Below are 16,248 nucleotides of genomic sequence, written 5' to 3' on the forward strand. Positions count from 1 at the left end.
GGGCGGCGGCGCTGGCGGCGCGGGCGGCGGCGCGGGAGGCGGCGTGGGCGGCGCGGGCGGCGCGGGCGGCGTGGGCGGCGTGGGCGGCGTGGGCGGCGTGGGATGTTGCCGTGGAAGGGCTGCGCCAGGCCATCCTGATCGGCCCCCACGAAGGCTTTGGCCCGACGATCGATCTGCAGGCGCGCCACGTCGCGCTCAGGGATCTGGTCGCCGCATGAAGCGGCTCCGGGCCGGCGGCCTGCCCCGCCGGCCATGAACTGGGGATCTTCTCAACATGCAATTGCCGTCAGTAGCAAGCCAGCCGAACGCGCATGGCGTCTATCCCGACGAGGCCGCCGAGTTCTTCATCCTGCCATACGAAAGGAAAGGATGGCTGGGCATGCCGATCGCCCGCATCCGGCTCCTGCATCTGCCGGAGGGCTGGCTGCAATCCGCCGAGGCGATGACGCCGAGCGGCTCTGGGTTCGGTTACGGGCTGTGCGAGCGGCACAGTGGCGGATTCCATGACGGCCGCGAGGTTGCGCTGGAGATCGCCGTTCACCGGGTCGAGCGCTTTGCCCAGCGGCACGACGATGCCGTCGGACGCAAGATCCTCGCATGGGCACGGAGCCTCTCCGGTCATGCCATCACCGATCGAAGGATCGCAGCATGACGCGCGCGCCATCCGACCGAGCGCCAGTGACGCAGGCTGATCGCGAGGCGGCGGCATCGCTGGTGTCATCGGCCATCCGCGGCAACGTCATGGCTGGCGAATATGATGGCCGGGATATCGTCCAGGCCTTCGCCCGCCACCGCATCGCGGCGCTGGAAGCGGCCGCCGAAGCAGCCCGCGATCGGCACGAACAATGGCGGATGCCACACCCCGCCGACGCTCGGCCCGGTGAAGTCTGCGACGACATTTCGGCGTGCCGCGACATCGCCGCCGCCATCCTCTCCCTGAAAGGACAGTCAGATGACCGATAACATCGATTCCACCAGCGATGCCCGCACCATCAACAATGTGATGCGTCATGGATATCGCGTCCTGTCGGATGCCGAAAAGGCGCAGATGCAGCGCCTTAAGGATGACGGGCTCGCCTTCTGGGAATATCTCGACGGCATCGGCTCCAGCCGTGAACTGTCGATCGCGAAGACCAAGATCGAGGAAGCGGTCATGTGGGCGGTGAAGCATGTCACGGCCTGACCCCATCCAGGCGCGCTATCGGGCCGACATGAACGCGATAGCCGGGGCGCTCGACCAGCAGTTCAACGGAGACGCCCGTCCGCGCAAGATCGCATTCGTTCTGCTGGTCGCGGAGTTCGGCCAGATCGACGGTGGTCGGGTCAACTACATCAGCAACGCTGATCGCGCTGACACCATCAGCATGATGAAGGAGTGGATCGCGCGGGCCGAAGGTCGATATCAGGAAGGAGGCCGGGCCTGATGACCAATGAGACCGAGAGGCTGCTGCCGTGCCCGTTTTGTGGCGGCGACGAGCTTTCGCATGGCTATGTGCAAGCCGGTATCGTCATGGGCAACGTGGAATGCCATGCTTGTAATGCCTGCCTATGGGCGGACACCGAATCCGAAGCCATCGCCGCATGGAACACACGCGCCCAACCTGCGCAATCTGTGCACCAGTTGGATGGCGCGCCAGTTCGGACCGACAGTGGTATCCGCCTGGATGCCGCCCTCGATCGCGTCACCAAAGCTGCGGTTGCCGACAGCGCCGAGAAGATCACCGCCGCTATCGTTGAGCAATTTGCGAAAAGTGCAATTTGCCCTGACCAGCCCCGCCCGGATGACGATGTGGTCGAGCGGGTGGCGAGGGCGCTCTACGCCTGCGAAAAGGAACGGTCGGACCATACGGACAAAGTGCTGTCCGCCGCAAAAGGTCATCCGGTAAATTTCCGTATGGAGCCCTGGGATGATGTGGCGGAACTGTTTCGGGAAGACACCCGCGCCGCCCTCATCGCCATCGATCATGCCGAGCTGGTCGAGGCTCTGAAGAATGCGGTCCATGCTCTCGAATATTGGGAGCGGGAAGCCACGTTCGGCCGAGACAATTCGGATTGGCCTGCCCGTTGCATCGAAAACGGCCGTAAGGAGATCATCCGCGCCCGCGCCGCCCTCGCTGCGGCAGGAGGGCGGTGATGTCTTATCCTGCCATCAAGCCCTCCGAGATCCACCCGTCCCACGACGTCCGCGAAGAGGGCATCCTCATCACCGACCCGGTCTGCCAGAAGTGCCGGCTGGGCGCGGTCGAGAACGGGGAGAAGCTGAAAGATCCATGCGAAGTGGCGGCACCCATGACCCAGCCCAACGAGCGCGGCGCGCATCTCAAGGACAACGGAAATGGCTAACCTGGTCGGCTGGATGCGCTGCCTGACGGGATTTCATGACTGGCGATTGTCCAGGTTCGTTGCCCTGGGCCAGATCGGGCCATCTTATGTATGCAAGCGCTGCGCCAAGCATTGGGAGCCCGGCAATGACTGACATCGCGAAGATCGCGGCGGGGCTGACCGAGGCGCAGCGTCGGTTGGTGCTGGCGTCGGAGCCGGACGATATCACCGGCCGAGAGGGATGCGGTATCGACATTTCCGGTAGCCGGTATCGCACTGCCCGTAGTCTCCAGGCGCTCGGGGTTGGGGATTACACGCATGGCGCTTCAATAGCCGACATGTATTGGAACAACCCATTCGGCCTAGCTGTCCGGGCGCATCTGATGGAGGGGCGGTGATGTCAAAGGAGCGTCTTATCCGCCTGCCGGAGGTTCGCCTGCGCACTGGGCTGTCGACCGCGACGATTTATCGGAAGGTCGCGGCCGGCGTTTTTCCGCCCAAGGTCCAGATCAGCATGAATGTCGTGGGATGGTATGAAAGCGATATCGATCGTTGGATAGAAAATCCGACGGGATGGCGGGCGGCAGCTTAACTAGCGGCCGCCGTCACCCATAAGATGGGCCGCTGGCGCCAGCCCTTCCATGATCAGATCGGCCCATTCGTTGGCGATCTCGCGCCGCCGTTTCCAGTGGAGCGCGCGATTATAGGCCATCTCCGATGCCGAAATGCCCTTCGGCTTGTGCGCCAGCATCGCGTCGATGATCGCCCGATCGCCCTCACGATCCTGCTCCACGGCGCGCTCGTTCATCACCGTCGAAAAGGTTGCGCGCCAGCCGTGCGGAACATGCCGGCCGCTATAGCCGTTCCGCGCATACAGGTAGCAGATCGTGTTTTCCGACATCGGCTCGCGCGTCGATCGCACGCTGGTGAACAGATAGTCGTATGTGCCAGTGTGCTGGCGCACGACCCTGAGCAACTCGACGGCCTGCCGGGGCAGCGGGACGACATGCTCGAACGATTCTTCCCCCTTGTCTCCCATATCCAGCTTCATCCGCTCCGGGGGGATGCGCCAGAGCGGGTCAACGACCGGGCTTCCGTCGTCATCCCAGTCGATGCCCTCGAATTCGCGCCATTCCGCCGCCCGAACAACCCCCGGCCGAACAGCGGTCAAGGCCAGCAGGCGCGAGGCGCATTTCGTCAGCAGCCCCGACGTGCTGGCGTCCATCGCCTTCAGCAACTCGCGGGCCTCTGCGAAGCTCTTCACCGCTGGCAGGCGCTTGTTCGGGGGGAGGGGTTTCAGCGCCTTCTTGATGCCGGCGGCCGGATCCGCCTCCGCTAGGCCCTCGGCCATGCCATACTGAAAGACCGCCGATATGTGCTGGCGGATGCGCTTGGCCGTGTCGATCGCGCCGCGATGCTCGATCTTGCGGAGCAGGTGGAGGATGGTCGGGCCGCTGATATCCGGCAGGGGAAGAAGGCCGATATCGGGAAACACGTCGCGCTCGAACGCCTGGATCACCTTTCGCGTCTGGACCTTCGACCAGCGCGGCACCTGGTCGGCATACCAGCGTCGGGCGACGACCTCGAACGTCGCCCCGGCTGATGCCAGCGCGGCGATTTTCTTTTTCCGCTCCTCGGTGGCCGGGTCGCGATGCTCGCGCAGCAGCCGGCGCGCGTCGTCGCGAGCCTCGCGAGCCTTGGCCAGCGAGATCTCCGGGTAGGGGCCAAAAACGAGCCGCTTCTCCTTCGGCCCGAAGCGATATTTGAAGCGCCAGGATTTGAAACCGCGCTTGGTGACGAAGAGGTAGAGGCCGCCGCTGTCGGCGAGCTTGTAATCCTTATCCCTCGGCTGCGCCTTGCGCACCTGCGAATCGGTCAGTGCCACGATGCCCCCAAACGATACGGCCAGTGCCCCCAAAATGCCCCCAGATTTGTCGCCCTTGGGGGCATCACCGTGAGAAGCGCTGATAAGCCGGATGTTGATCCACGCGGCCGTCTCTATAGCGTTTTGAGAGGTGATGCCATGGCAAGATAAGCGATCTTGGTGGGTCCGCCGGGACTCGAACCCGGGACCTCTCGATTAAAAGTCGCTTGCTCTACCGACTGAGCTACGGACCCGCACCGATCGTTGCGGCCTCCTAAGCGTGGGCGGGCAGGTGGTCAACCATGCTTGTCCCGCCCCGCTATCCGCGACGGCGGGGTTCAGGGAAGGCGGGCGTTGAGCAGGTGGACGAGCTGGGATTGCCGGCGCACGCCCGTCTTGGCGAAGATGGCGCGCAGGTGGCCGCGCACGGTGTTGTGGGTGACGCCGAGGCGATCGGCGGCGTCGATCAGCGAGACGCCGTTGGCGAGCGCGGCGGCGAGCTGGGCCTCGGCCGGCGTGAGCTGGAAAAGGTCGCGGATCGCCTCCGGGCTGGGGCCGGTGCGGCTGCCCGGTTCGGTGACGAACAGCGCCAGCGCCGCCGCGGCGCCGCCGCGCATGAAGGCCGGCCCGGCGACCGGCTGGGCGACGACGGCGAGATCCCGCTCGCCGGACGGCCGCTCGATCCTGAGGCGGAGCGGCGGGATGACGTGGGGATCGCTTTCGCTGTCGAGCGTGCGGAGCAGCGCATCGAGCGCCTTCTGGTCGTCTCGGCTGCCGACGATCAGGCGATCGCGCCCGCTGCCCGCGCCGGTGCGGGAAAGGCCGTCGTTGCGGGCCAGCAGCACATCGGCGCGCGCGTTCGTCCTCAGGATGCGGCCGCCATGATCGAGGATGATCGTGGCCACCGCCATCTGATCGATCGCGCCCTGGAACACGCCCTGTTCGGTGCCGATCGTCGCCAGGCGCTCATAGAGGCGGACGGCGGTGCGCAGATGGGGGACGAGAGCCTGGAAGGCATCGCGCTCCGTCCTGTCGAAATCCGGGCGGCTGCGATCGCGCGTGGCGCGGAAACGGGCCTCGAAGCCGGACGCGGCGCGCAAATCGACGCCGAGGATCTGGTTGCCGCCCACGGCATCCAGGAAGGCGCTGAGGAATTCGGCGCTGCGATCGGTTTCGGGATCGACGAACTCCGCGAAATGGACGACCTCGCCCTCCGGCAGGCCGATGAAGGGATCGGCGGTGAAGAAGGATTGATAGTCCTCCTCCACCTGGGGATTGGCGCCGGGCGTTACGGACATGCCCGGCGTGCTGGCACCTGGCACGGTCAGCAGCAATGTGGCGAAGGAGCTGTTGAGATGATCGGCGAAGGCGCGCAGAAACCGTTCCCACGGCGTGGGATCGAGCAGGCTGCCATAAAGCGTTTCGAGTAGCGCGGACGGGAGCAGCGTTTCGGCCGCGTCGTCCATTTGGATGGGGTTGGGCATGATGGGCTGTTCTATCCTGTGGCGACACCACGGCAAGCGGCGTTTCACCCGTGCCCGCCCCATAGGCGGCGGGACGGCCGAAAACGACCGGAAATGAACGATCGAGAGGAGAGCGGAATGGCCCTGGACCCGATGACCCAGCAGATATTGGAGATGATGAAGCAGTCGCCGCTGTGCACGCCGCCCTTCACGGTGGCCAATGCGCGCGCCGGCGACGACCAGCCGATCCCGCTGCCCAGGGCCGACATCGCCGAGGTGCGCGACATCCGCCTGAGCCATGGCGGGCGCGAGGTGGCGGCACGGCTCTATCACCCCGAGCCGGGGCGGGTGCTGCCGGTGGTGGTCTTCTTCCACGGCGGCGGCTGGGTGCTGGGCAATCTGGAGACGCATGACCCGCTGGCCCGCGCCATCGCCGAGGCCGCGCATGTCGCGGTGGTTTCCGTCGATTATCCGCGCGCGCCGGAAGCACGCTTCCCCGAGCCGCTGGAGGCATGCTTCGCGGCCGTCGCCGCCGTGGCGGAGGGCCAGGTGGACGGCGTGGACGGCGGCCGGATCGCGCTGTGCGGCGACAGCGCGGGCGGCAATCTGGCGGCGGCCGTGGCCCTGCTGGCGCGCGACCGGGGCGTGGCGATCGCCCACCAGCTGCTGCTCTACCCGGTGATCGATACCGATTTCGGCAATGCTTCCTACACCGAATCGGGCGCGGACTTCTTCCTGACCGGGCCGATGATGCGCTGGTTCTGGGAGCAATATGTGGGCGAGGAGAATGTGGCGAACCCCGATCCGCTGGCGGCGCCCATCCGCGCCGCGAGCCTGAAGGGGCTGGCGCCCGCCACCATCATCACCGCCGAGCATGATCCGCTGCGCGACGAGGGCGAGGCCTATGCCGAGAAGCTGGAGGAAGCGGGCGTCGCGGTGACGCTGCGCCGCGCCGACGGCATGATCCACGGCTTCGTCAGCATGGTCGGCGTGCTGCCGGCCGCCGCCGAAGCCCTTGCCGTGGGAGCCGAGGGCCTGCGCCGGTCGCTGGCCGAAGCCGTGCCGGCCTGACGGAAGCGATTACGCAATAGCGACATCGATGTGATCCCACGGGCCATTTTGCGGATCGTTCGCCGGGTTTTGCGCGCGCATCCCGCTTGACAGGCCCGTGCGTGACGGGAAGGATCGGTCCCAAGAGCCGGGGCCGATCCCGGCCGGCATATCATGGAGAGGGCATGGGCAGGCTTGAGGGCAAGGTGGCGATCGTCACCGGCGGATCGCAGGGCATGGGTGCTGCGACGGCACGGCTTTTCGTGGAGCGCGGCGCCAAGGTGGTGATCGGCGACATCCTGGTCGAAAAGGGCGAGGCGCTGGCGAGCGAGTTGGGCGACGCGGCGGTGTTCGTGAAGCTGGACGTCCGCAACGAGGACGATTGGAAGGCTGCCGTGAAGGCCGCCGCCGACAATTTCGGCAAGCTGACGACGCTGGTGAACAACGCCGCCGTCGTCCACTATACCGCCATCGAGCAGGTTTCCCCCGACGATATCGATCGCGTGCTGGGGATCAACGTGAAGGGCGTGATCCTGGGCGTGAAGCATTGCGCCCCGGCGCTGACGGCAAGCGGCAATGCCTGCGTCGTCAACATCTCCTCGGTCGATGGCCTGCGCGGCTGCAACGGCCTGACCGTCTACACCGCGTCGAAATGGGCGGTGCGCGGGCTTTCCAAGAGCCTGGCCTATGAGCTTGGCCCGCGCGGCGTGCGCGTCAATTCCGTCCATCCCGGCGCGATCAACACCGAGATGGGCAATCCAAGCGGCAAGAGCGGCGGCGCCGAGAATGAGGGCATGGAACGGATGCCGCTGCAGCGCATCGCCGCGCCCGAGGAAGTGGCGCGCGTGACCGCCTTCGTCGTCAGCGACGAGGCGAGCTACGTCACCGGGGCCGAATATGCCGTGGATGGCGGCTGGTCCTCCGGCTATTTCCAGCCGGTGCTGCCGGGCGCGCCGGCGGGGCTGGGCGCGTGAGCGACGGCGAGCTGAAGGGCCAGGTCGCCATCGTCACCGGCGGTGGCCAGGGCGTGGGGCGGGGCATCGCCCTGTCGCTCGCCCGGCGCGGCGCGACGGTGGCGCTGGGCGGCCGCACGCTCGACAAGCTGGAAGCCGTGGCCGCCGAATGCGGCAACGGCGCCCGCGCCTTCGCCATCGACATCAAGGATGGCGCCGCGATCGAGGATATGGTCGCCAAGGTGGTGGATGCCTTCGGCGGCGTCGACATCCTCGTCAACAATGCCCAGGAAGTGCCGCTGGGCACCTTGCTGGATGTGACCGACGAACAGTTCCAGGCGGGCTTCGACAGCGGCCCCCTGGCGACGATGCGCTTCATGAAGGCTTGCCAGCCGCTGATGGCGAAGCGGGGCGGCGGGGTGATCATCAACCTCACCTCTTCCGCCACGGTGCGCTGGGACATGGCGGGATACGGCACCTATGCCGCCATCAAGCAGGGCATCCGTTCGCTGAGCCGCGCGGCGGCGGCGGAATGGGGACCGGACGGCATCCGCGTGCTGACGATCGCCCCCCATGCCGACAGCCCCGCGCTGAAGGGCTGGATCGAAAGCCGGCCCGAGGAGGCGGCCGCCTTCTTCAAGACCATCCCGCTGCGCCGCATCGGCCGTTGCGAGGAGGATATCGGCGAGGCGGTGGCGGCGCTGTGCGGGCCGAGCTTCCGCTATCTGACCGGGGCGACCATCCCGCTCGACGGCGGACAGGCCAATTTCGACTGAGGTGATGTGACCATGGCCGCCGACCCCTTCTCGCCCGTCCAGATCGGACCGATCACGATCAAGAACCGCTTCATCCGTTCCGGCGCGAACGAGACGAAGAACAAGAATATGAACCCGACCAAGGCGTTGCTGGAATTCCACCGCGCCTATGCCGAGAATGAGGTGGCGCTGACGACGCTGGCCTATATCGCGGTGTCCAAGGACGGGCGGACGCTGCCGGGGCAGGGGACGCTGAGCGACGAGAGCGTGCCGCATTATCGCGCGATCACCGATGCGATCCACGCGGCGGGCGGCAAGGCTTCCGCGCAGATCACCCATGGCGGCAGCTTCTGCCAGATCAAGGATCTGTCCACCTCGCGCTGCATGTCGTCCTCCGGCGGGATCGACAAGATGGGCGTGATGATGGGCCGCCCCTTCCAGCGGGCAATGACGCGCGCCGACATGGACATGGTGCGCGACGAGTTCGCCACTGCCGCACTGCGCGCCGAGCAGGCGGGGTTCGACGCGGTCGAGCTGCACATGGGCCACGGCTATCTGCTGAACCAGTATATCTCGCCGCTCAGCAACTTCCGCCGCGACGAATATGGGGGATCGGCCGAGAACCGCGTGCGCTTCCCCGCCGAGGTATTGGCGGCGGTGAAGGCCGCCGTGGGTGGCCGGCTGGCCGTGCTCGCCAAGATCAACCTGGTGGATGGCGTGCCCAAGGGCGCCACGATCCAGGATACCATCGTGACGGCGAAGGCGCTGGAGGCGGCGGGCGCCGACATGCTGGTGCTTTCCGCCGGCCGGAACATCGAATCCACCTGGAAGATGTTCGGCAGCCCGCTGCCTTATGACGAGATGGCCGGCATGCAGAAGAGCCTGCTGGCCAAGCTGCAATTCGCCATATTGAAGCGCAGCACGCCCAAGATGCCGCCCTTCCATGAGAATTACCTGATGGAGGATGCGCTGACGCTGAAGGCGGCGCTCGGCCCCGATCGCAAGGTGAAGCTCAGCTATCTGGGCGGCGTGCAATCGCTGACATCGGCCAGGGCGGCGCTGGACGAGGGCTTCGACGCCGTCGCCGTCGCCCGCGCGCTGATCCACGATCCGACGCTGGTGGCCCAATGGAAGGCCGGCACGCGCGACAAATCGGGCTGCACCGCATGCAATCGCTGCGTGGCGGTGATGTACGGCCCGTCGGGCACCTATTGCCCGGAAACCGGCAACGCCATCGATGCGGCGTTGAATCAGATATATGCGGGGGAGGAAACACGCCATGCTGCTTAAGGACAAGGTCGTCATCGTCAGCGGCGTCGGCCCCGGCATGGGCCAGGCGCTGGCCCGGATCGCCGCCGCCGAAGGCGCCAGGGTGGCGCTGGGCGCGCGGAGCAAGGACCTGATCGAGGAGGTCGCCGCCGACATCAAGGCCAAGGGCGGGCAGGCTATCGCGGTGCCGACCGACATTTCCAGCGCGGCCGCGTGCGAGGCGATGGCCCAGGCCACGATCGACGCCTTCGGCACGATCGATGGCCTCGTCAACACCGCCTATATCCACGGCGCCTGGCTGCCCGTGGACGAGGCGGACCCCGAGGATTACGCCCGCGTGTTCGATGTGAACTGCCTGGGCGCGATGCGCATGGCGCAGGCGGTGATCCCGACCTTCAAGGCCAAGCATGACGGCGCGATCATCAACGTTTCGACCATGTCGACGGTGAACCCGTTCACCGGCGAGGGCGGCTATGCCACCGGCAAGGGCGGCCTCAACGTGCTGAGCCGCCACATGGCCAACGACTTCGGCAAATATGGCGTGCGGGTGAACCATACCCGCATGGGCTGGATCGGCGGCAAGCCGGTCTATGACTATATCGACCGGGCCGTGGCCGCCGGCGGCGATCGCGACCAGATCACCGCCGAGATCGCCGGCCGCATCCCGCTGGACATCATCCCGCCCGAGGATGATTGCGCCAAGGCGGTGCTGTTCTTCCTTTCGGATTATGCCCGCGTCGTCACCGGCGCGGTGCTCGACGTCAACGGCGGCCAATATATGGCGCCTTGAGCGCAACAGGGCATCTTCGCGGGCTAGGCTGTCGCGGCTGCGGGGCGCACATGCAGGATGTGGCGCCCGCACGCCCCCGGCCATGCGCCGGTAGGCGCGGCGCCTTGATGGCAGGAATATCGGAGTAAAGTGTGATGAGCGAGGACAAGGTCATGTCGGGCGAGGCCTGGCGGGACTTCTGCCGCAAGCTGGAAAAGGCCGGCGATGTGGTGCTGGCGGCGGATGCCGCCGCGACGCCGATCGACCGGGCGGAGGGCTATCGCTACCTCACCCGCCTGCTGCGCATCGCGCTGGAGATGAACCTGGAGTTCGCCGACCCGGATTTCCCCGCTTTCTACCAGGCGAGCCACCAGACCGGGAAGATCGGCGCTGACAATCCCGACAATCATTATCTGAACGCGACCGTTACGGGCGACCGCACCTATCGCATCAGCGGCAATCGCGGCACCGTGCCGATCCTCACATTCGGATCGAAGGCCAACCGCTATGCCATTGACGGCACGATGGCTTCGACCGGCGAGCTGGACGTCGAGGAGATGGAGATCGGCCCCGACGGCAGCTTCGAGCTGATCGTCTCCAAGACAAAGCCGGCGAGCGGCAACTGGCTGCCGATGGCCGACGACACCAGCATGATCCTGGTGCGCCAGACCTTCGGCGACCGGAGCAAGGAAAAGGGCGTAGACATCCGCATCGAGACGGTCGACGGGCCGGCGACGCCCGAGCCGATGACGCCCGCGCGGCTGGAAGCGGCGCTGCAGCGGGTGGCGGGCTTCGTCGAGGGCACGGCCAAAACCTTTGCCGCCTGGACCGAGGGCTTCCGCAAGGATCATATGAACAAGCTCGACACCGTCGACCAGAGCCTGTTCATCAAGGGCGGCGGCGACCCCATGATCCATTATCTCCACGGCGCCTGGGAATTGGGGCCGGACGAGGCGCTGGTGATCGAGACGGCGATCCCCGAATGCCGGGTGTGGAACTTCCAGCTCGACAATTACTGGATGGAATCGCTGGATTATCGGTATCACCGCATCCACCACAACAATACGAGCGCGAAGCTGAATCCCGACGGCACGGTGACGCTGGTGGTGGCGCCGCGCGATCCGGGATTCGGCAACTGGATCGACACGGCCGGCCACAGCCACGGCACGATGCTGTGGCGCTGGACCGACGCCAAGGACAAGCCCGTTCCATCAACGAAGGTGATCAAGCTGCCATGAGTGACCTCGAAGCCCGCATTGCCCGCCTGGAAGCGGAAAGCGAGATCCGCAAGCTGAAGGCGCGTTACCTGAATGCGTGCGATGCCAAGGATGTGGATCAGATCCGCGGCTGCTTCACGCCCGATGCCGTGATCGATTTCCCGCCGCTGGGCGAGTTCGACGTGGACGGGCTGATCGGCATCTTCACCCAGATGGCGGTGAACACGCCGATCACCGACGTGCATCACGGCCATAATGGCGAGATCGACATCGACGGCGACACCGCCAGCGCGCGCTGGAACCTGGGCTATGTGAACTATGACCCGCGCGAGGGCAGCTTCCGCCTGCTCGCCAACTTCTATGCCGACAAATATGTGAAGACGGCGGACGGCTGGCGGATCAGCTATTCCAGGGCGATCCAGCGCGCCGTGGTGACGGGCAAGCTGGCGGAGGACGTGAAGGCCGAATGGGTGCCGCTGCCGGGGGCCTAAGGCACCCGATCACGGATTGCCGGAAACGAGGAGCCGGGCGCCCATGTGGGTGCCCGGTTTTTTGCGGGCCGGCGCCGGAACGTCGCGCCGCGAGCCACGCCCGCGCATCGCCTCTGCCCCCCTTTGAAGGGGGGAGGGAGATATCAGAATACCGGTTCTTCGTCCGGTCCGGGCGTGCGGCCGCCGTGGATGCCGCATTCCACCTTGTCCCAGCCGCGCCAGCGGCCGGCGCGGGGATCTTCGCCGGGCTTCACCACGCTGGTGCAGGGCGCGCAGCCGATCGAGAGATAGCCCTGCGCCTCCAGCGGATGGCGAGGCAGATCATGTTCGTGGAAATAGGCTTCCAGCCGTTCCTTCGGCCAATCGGCCAGCGGATTGAGCTTGAGCCGGCCCTCGTCGATCTCGAACCGGGGAAGCGCGGTGCGGGTGCCGGACTGGAAGCCCTTGCGGCCCGAAATCCACGCCTGAAAGGGCGCGAGCGCCCGGCGCAGCGGCTCCACCTTGCGGATGCCGCAGCAGCCGTCGGGATCGTAGGACCAGCGCAGGCCGGTCTTGTCCCGTTCGGCGAGGATGCGGGGATCGGGGCGGAAGACGCGCAGGTCGACGAAGCCGAGCCGTTCGGAAAGCTCGTCCCGATAGGCCAGCGTCTCGCCGAACATCTTCTGCGTGTTGACGAAGATCACCGGCGTTTCGGTATCGACCTGGGCGACGAGGTGCAGCAGCACCGCCGATTCCGCGCCGAAGGAGGAAACCACCGCCGTGCGGCCGGTCAGCTCGCCGGTCAGCAGCTCGCGCAGCATATCGGCGCTATCCACACCTTCGAAGCGCGCGTTGAGGCGCGCCGCATCCTCCGCCGTGAAGGGCGGGGCGGTGTCGATCATATCGATGCTGCGCGCGGCCTCAGCCATGGCGGAGCGCCCAGACCGGGGAGCGGCCATCCGCCGCCTTCTGATAGACATGGTCGTAGCGGCCGAGCGCCCGGGTGAGGGCATCCGGATCGATCGCGGCGTCGGGCGCGAAGCTGTCGAACCCGCAGCGGCGCATGAGCGGGATCTGATCGACCAGCACGTCGCCGGCCGCGCGCAGCTCGCCCGCATAGCCCGCCTCGCGCAGGATGCGGGCGGCCGAATAGCCGCGCCCGTCGCGGAACTTGGGAAAGGCGATCTCGATCAGCGCGAGCTGGCCGAGCTGGGGGATCAGCTTGCGCGCATCCTCATCCGATTCCAGACGGACGGCCGTGGCGTTGGACTGGCCGAGAAAGGCATCCAGCGTGACGGCCGGTTCCTCATGCGGGGCATCGTCGCGGAAACGCAGGAAATCAGCCATAGATCGCTTCCTTGAACGGTTCGAAGCCGACGCGGCGATAGGTATCGAGGAAGCGTTCGCCATCCTCGCGCAGCTCGCGATATTTCTCGACCGCGCGCTCGACCGCATCGACCACGCCATCCTCGCTGAAGCCGGGGCCGGTGATGCGGCCGAGGCTGGCATCCTCCGCGCCCGATCCGCCGAGGAGGAGCTGGTAATTCTCCACGCCCTTACGATCGACGCCCAATATGCCGATATGGCCGGCATGGTGGTGGCCGCAGGCGTTGATGCAGCCGGATATCTTGAGCTTCAGCTCGCCCAGATCGCGCTGGCGATCGAGGCTGGCGAAGCGCTCGGCGATCTTCTGCGCGACCGGGATCGAGCGCGCATTGGCGAGGCTGCAATAATCGAGGCCGGGGCAGGCGATGATATCGCTGATGAGATCGAGATTGGCGGACGCCAGCCCCGCCGCATCCAGCGCCTGCCAGACGGCGTAGAGATCCGCCTTCTTCACATGCGGCAGCACGATGTTCTGCGCATGGGTGACGCGCAGCTCATCGAGGCCGTAGCGTTCGGCGAGATCGGCCATCAGATCGATCTGCGCGGACGTGGCATCGCCGGGGATGCCGCCCACCGGCTTCAGGCTGATATTGACGATGGCATAGCCCGGCTGCTTGTGCGCCTTCACATTCTGGTCGAGCCAGAGCGCGAAATCAGGATCGGAGCGATCGACCGTATCGGCAAGGCCGGTTTCGAAGGCCGGCGGCGCGAAGAAGGCAGCGATGCGTTCGAACTCGCCCGGCGGGGGATCGAGGCCGAGCGTCTTCACATGCGCCCATTCCTCCTCGACCTGGCGGGCATATTCCTCCGCGCCGATCTCATGCACCAGGATCTTGATGCGGGCCTTGTAGATATTGTCGCGCCGGCCATAGCGATTGTAGACGCGCAGGCACGCCTCGACATAGCTCAGCAGGTCGCCGATCGGCACGAACTCGCGGATCACCGGCGCCACCATCGGCGTGCGGCCCATGCCGCCACCCACGAAGATGCGCGCGCCGACCTCGCCCGCCGCATTGCGGTGAATCTGGATGCCGATATCGTGCAGCTTCACCGCCGCGCGATCCTCCTCCACCGCGATCACCGCGATCTTGAACTTGCGGGGCAGGTAGCTGAATTCGGGGTGGAAAGTGCTCCACTGGCGGAGCAGCTCGGCCCAGGGACGCGGGTCCGTCACCTCATCGGCGGCGGCGCCGGCGAACTGGTCCGACGAGATGTTGCGGATGCAATTGCCGCTGGTCTGGATGGCGTGCATCTCCACCGTGGCGAGATCGGCCAGGATATCGGGCGCGTCCTCCAGCTTGATCCAATTATACTGGATATTCTGGCGGGTAGTGAAGTGCCCGTAATCCTTGTCATATTTGCGGGCGATATGGGCCAGCATCCGCATCTGGCGGCTGTCGAGCGTGCCATAGGGGATGGCCACGCGCAGCATGTAGGCGTGGAGTTGGAGGTAGAGGCCGTTCATCAGGCGCAGCGGCTTGAACTGGTCCTCGGTGATCTCGCCCGCCAGGCGGCGCTGCACCTGATCGCGGAACTCATCGACGCGGGCGTCGACGATCGCCTGATCATATTGATCGTACTTGTACATCAGATCACCCAGCTTCCCGCCGCGGGATCGGCGGGCTTGATATAGAGATCGGGCCGGACCGTGGGGCCGAGCGCGCGGATGCGATCCTTGATATGGGCGGGGCGGGGGCCTTCCGGCGTGGCCTCGGCATCGATCACATAGGGCGCGTTGACGCGGCGGGCGGCTTCTTCCGTCGCGCCGATCGCCTCGCCATGATTATCGACATCGACCGCTTCGGCGACGTGGCGGGACCAGTCGCTGCCCGTCCACCAGACGACGTCCCCCGTCGCCAGATCATTGCCCGTCAAAATCCTCAAGACATGGCCTCCGCCTGCTGCGCCAGCGCCTGGAGCCGGTTTTCGGCATCCGAAAGCAACACCACCTCGCCCACCACGATGATCGCGGGGCTGACCACCTTTTCGCGCTCCACCATGCCGCCGAGATCGGCGAGCAGGGTGCGGAGCGCGCGCGCGCCTTCCAGCGTGCCGCGTTCCAGCACGGCGACCGGCATGTCCGGCGCCACGCCATCGGCCATCAGCTTGTCCGCGATCAGGCCGGCGCAGGCGACGCCCATATAGATGACGAGCGTGCGTCCCTGGCCGGCGAGGCCGGACCAGTCCTGCTCCGTCAGCCCCTTGCACTGGCCGGCGACGAAGCTGACCGCGCTCGACCAGTCGCGATGGGTGAGCGGCAGCATCGCATCGGCGGCGCAGCCGAGCGCGGCGGATACGCCGGGGATCACCTCCACCGGCAGGCCCGCGGCGCGGACGGCCTCCACCTCCTCGCCGCCACGGCCGAAGACGAAGGGGTCGCCGCCCTTGAGGCGCACGACGATCGCGCCCGTCTTCACATGGGCGATGATGAGCGCGTTGATCGCATCCTGCGGCAGGGTGTGGCGCGCGCGGCTCTTGGCGACGGAGATGCGCTGTGCCGTGGCCGGCGCGAAATCCAGCACGCGCGGGTCGATCAGCCCGTCATGCACCACGACGTCGGCCTGGCGCAGCGCTTCCACCGCGCGCAGTGTCAGCAGCCCCGGATCGCCGGGGCCGGCACCGACAAGGATGACGCGCCCGCGCGCGTGGGGATCGAGTAGCGATGACATCGGCACGGCAGATGGCCCCGAACGCCGCACCGTGCAATCGAAGGATGCTTTTGCGGGGGTT

The 16,248-nt window shown here is 66.5% G+C and carries 23 protein-coding genes and 1 tRNA gene; 16 read left to right on the forward strand and 8 right to left on the reverse strand.

Annotated features, from left to right (window positions below; translation table 11 throughout):
- The 9 genes from BHE75_RS24430 to BHE75_RS09550 all read left to right on the forward strand — a co-directional run.
- Positions 1-218: hypothetical protein (locus BHE75_RS24430; RefSeq protein ID WP_191225174.1), on the forward strand; the 218-nt coding region annotated here is incomplete at its 5' end.
- Between the two features lie 56 nt (positions 219-274).
- Positions 275-652: a hypothetical protein gene (locus tag BHE75_RS09520; protein ID WP_139181690.1), complete on the forward strand. Its 378-nt coding sequence runs from the start codon at positions 275-277 to the stop codon at positions 650-652.
- Positions 649-963 (forward strand): hypothetical protein, encoded by a 315-nt coding sequence (locus tag BHE75_RS24030; protein ID WP_139181691.1) that lies wholly within the window; start codon positions 649-651, stop codon positions 961-963. Before BHE75_RS09520 ends, BHE75_RS24030 begins: the two co-directional genes overlap by 4 nt.
- Positions 953-1,183, forward strand: a complete 231-nt coding sequence (locus tag BHE75_RS09525; protein ID WP_070933717.1) for an Acb2/Tad1 domain-containing protein — start codon at positions 953-955, stop codon at positions 1,181-1,183. Before BHE75_RS24030 ends, BHE75_RS09525 begins: the two co-directional genes overlap by 11 nt.
- A gap of 28 nt (positions 1,184-1,211) precedes the next feature.
- Positions 1,212-1,424 carry a hypothetical protein gene (locus BHE75_RS09530; RefSeq protein WP_202192025.1) on the forward strand — a complete coding sequence of 71 codons (213 nt, stop codon included), beginning with the start codon at positions 1,212-1,214 and terminating at the stop codon, positions 1,422-1,424.
- Positions 1,424-2,134, forward strand: a complete 711-nt coding sequence (locus tag BHE75_RS09535) for a Lar family restriction alleviation protein (RefSeq protein WP_070933719.1) — start codon at positions 1,424-1,426, stop codon at positions 2,132-2,134. Before BHE75_RS09530 ends, BHE75_RS09535 begins: the two co-directional genes overlap by 1 nt.
- A complete protein-coding gene (locus BHE75_RS09540; protein WP_070933720.1) occupies positions 2,134-2,343 on the forward strand; it encodes a hypothetical protein in 210 nt (69 codons plus the stop codon). The genes BHE75_RS09535 and BHE75_RS09540 overlap by 1 nt, the downstream gene beginning before the upstream one ends.
- A 125-nt stretch (positions 2,344-2,468) precedes the next feature.
- On the forward strand, positions 2,469-2,720 hold the full coding sequence (locus tag BHE75_RS09545; protein ID WP_070933721.1) for a hypothetical protein: 252 nt from the start codon (positions 2,469-2,471) through the stop codon (positions 2,718-2,720).
- A complete protein-coding gene (locus BHE75_RS09550) occupies positions 2,720-2,914 on the forward strand; it encodes a helix-turn-helix transcriptional regulator (protein WP_368073072.1) in 195 nt (64 codons plus the stop codon). Before BHE75_RS09545 ends, BHE75_RS09550 begins: the two co-directional genes overlap by 1 nt.
- On the opposite strand, the gene BHE75_RS09555 is transcribed toward BHE75_RS09550, so the two are convergent.
- From BHE75_RS09555 to BHE75_RS09565, 3 genes are all read right to left on the reverse strand, one after another.
- Positions 2,915-4,207, reverse strand: a complete 1,293-nt coding sequence (locus BHE75_RS09555; RefSeq protein ID WP_070933723.1) for a tyrosine-type recombinase/integrase — start codon at positions 4,205-4,207, stop codon at positions 2,915-2,917.
- 157 nt (positions 4,208-4,364) lie between these two features.
- A tRNA-Lys gene (locus BHE75_RS09560) sits at positions 4,365-4,440 on the reverse strand.
- Positions 4,441-4,524: 84 nt separating this feature from the next.
- Complete coding sequence (locus BHE75_RS09565; RefSeq protein WP_084653061.1) at positions 4,525-5,670, reverse strand: helix-turn-helix transcriptional regulator; 1,146 nt, start codon at positions 5,668-5,670, stop codon at positions 4,525-4,527.
- Between the two features lie 117 nt (positions 5,671-5,787).
- Between BHE75_RS09565 and BHE75_RS09570 the strand changes: the two genes are divergently transcribed.
- From BHE75_RS09570 to BHE75_RS09600, 7 genes are all read left to right on the forward strand, one after another.
- On the forward strand, positions 5,788-6,720 hold the full coding sequence (locus BHE75_RS09570) for an alpha/beta hydrolase (protein ID WP_015460322.1): 933 nt from the start codon (positions 5,788-5,790) through the stop codon (positions 6,718-6,720).
- A 164-nt stretch (positions 6,721-6,884) separates the two neighbouring features.
- The gene (locus BHE75_RS09575) at positions 6,885-7,673 is read left to right on the forward strand and encodes an SDR family NAD(P)-dependent oxidoreductase (RefSeq protein WP_070933725.1); all 789 of its coding nucleotides are present in this window, start codon (positions 6,885-6,887) and stop codon (positions 7,671-7,673) included.
- Positions 7,670-8,428 (forward strand): SDR family NAD(P)-dependent oxidoreductase, encoded by a 759-nt coding sequence (locus BHE75_RS09580; RefSeq protein WP_070933726.1) that lies wholly within the window; start codon positions 7,670-7,672, stop codon positions 8,426-8,428. Before BHE75_RS09575 ends, BHE75_RS09580 begins: the two co-directional genes overlap by 4 nt.
- Positions 8,429-8,440: 12 nt before the next feature.
- Positions 8,441-9,697 (forward strand): NADH:flavin oxidoreductase, encoded by a 1,257-nt coding sequence (locus BHE75_RS09585; protein ID WP_015460325.1) that lies wholly within the window; start codon positions 8,441-8,443, stop codon positions 9,695-9,697.
- Positions 9,687-10,466, forward strand: a complete 780-nt coding sequence (locus tag BHE75_RS09590; RefSeq protein ID WP_070933727.1) for an SDR family oxidoreductase — start codon at positions 9,687-9,689, stop codon at positions 10,464-10,466. The genes BHE75_RS09585 and BHE75_RS09590 overlap by 11 nt, the downstream gene beginning before the upstream one ends.
- 134 nt (positions 10,467-10,600) lie before the next feature.
- Entirely contained in the window at positions 10,601-11,683 is a 1,083-nt protein-coding gene (locus BHE75_RS09595) for a DUF1214 domain-containing protein (RefSeq protein ID WP_070933728.1), read from the forward strand.
- Entirely contained in the window at positions 11,680-12,153 is a 474-nt protein-coding gene (locus tag BHE75_RS09600; RefSeq protein ID WP_070933729.1) for a nuclear transport factor 2 family protein, read from the forward strand. The genes BHE75_RS09595 and BHE75_RS09600 overlap by 4 nt, the downstream gene beginning before the upstream one ends.
- A gap of 143 nt (positions 12,154-12,296) precedes the next feature.
- Here BHE75_RS09600 and BHE75_RS09605 read toward each other — a convergent pair whose 3' ends face one another.
- The 5 genes from BHE75_RS09605 to cobA are packed head-to-tail and all read right to left on the reverse strand — an operon-like array spanning position 12,297 to position 16,187.
- A complete protein-coding gene (locus BHE75_RS09605) occupies positions 12,297-13,061 on the reverse strand; it encodes a phosphoadenylyl-sulfate reductase (protein WP_070933730.1) in 765 nt (254 codons plus the stop codon).
- Entirely contained in the window at positions 13,054-13,479 is a 426-nt protein-coding gene (locus tag BHE75_RS09610) for a DUF934 domain-containing protein (protein ID WP_015460330.1), read from the reverse strand. Before BHE75_RS09610 ends, BHE75_RS09605 begins: the two co-directional genes overlap by 8 nt.
- Entirely contained in the window at positions 13,472-15,106 is a 1,635-nt protein-coding gene (locus BHE75_RS09615; protein ID WP_070933731.1) for a nitrite/sulfite reductase, read from the reverse strand. The genes BHE75_RS09610 and BHE75_RS09615 overlap by 8 nt, the downstream gene beginning before the upstream one ends.
- A complete protein-coding gene (locus tag BHE75_RS09620; protein WP_070933732.1) occupies positions 15,106-15,402 on the reverse strand; it encodes a DUF2849 domain-containing protein in 297 nt (98 codons plus the stop codon). The genes BHE75_RS09615 and BHE75_RS09620 overlap by 1 nt, the downstream gene beginning before the upstream one ends.
- Complete coding sequence (gene cobA / locus BHE75_RS09625) at positions 15,399-16,187, reverse strand: uroporphyrinogen-III C-methyltransferase (RefSeq protein ID WP_015460333.1); 789 nt, start codon at positions 16,185-16,187, stop codon at positions 15,399-15,401. The genes BHE75_RS09620 and cobA overlap by 4 nt, the downstream gene beginning before the upstream one ends.
- Positions 16,188-16,248: the final 61 nt, after the last annotated feature.

Source organism: Edaphosphingomonas haloaromaticamans (assembly GCF_001853345.1).
Classification (GTDB): domain Bacteria; phylum Pseudomonadota; class Alphaproteobacteria; order Sphingomonadales; family Sphingomonadaceae; genus Sphingomonas_E; species Sphingomonas_E fennica.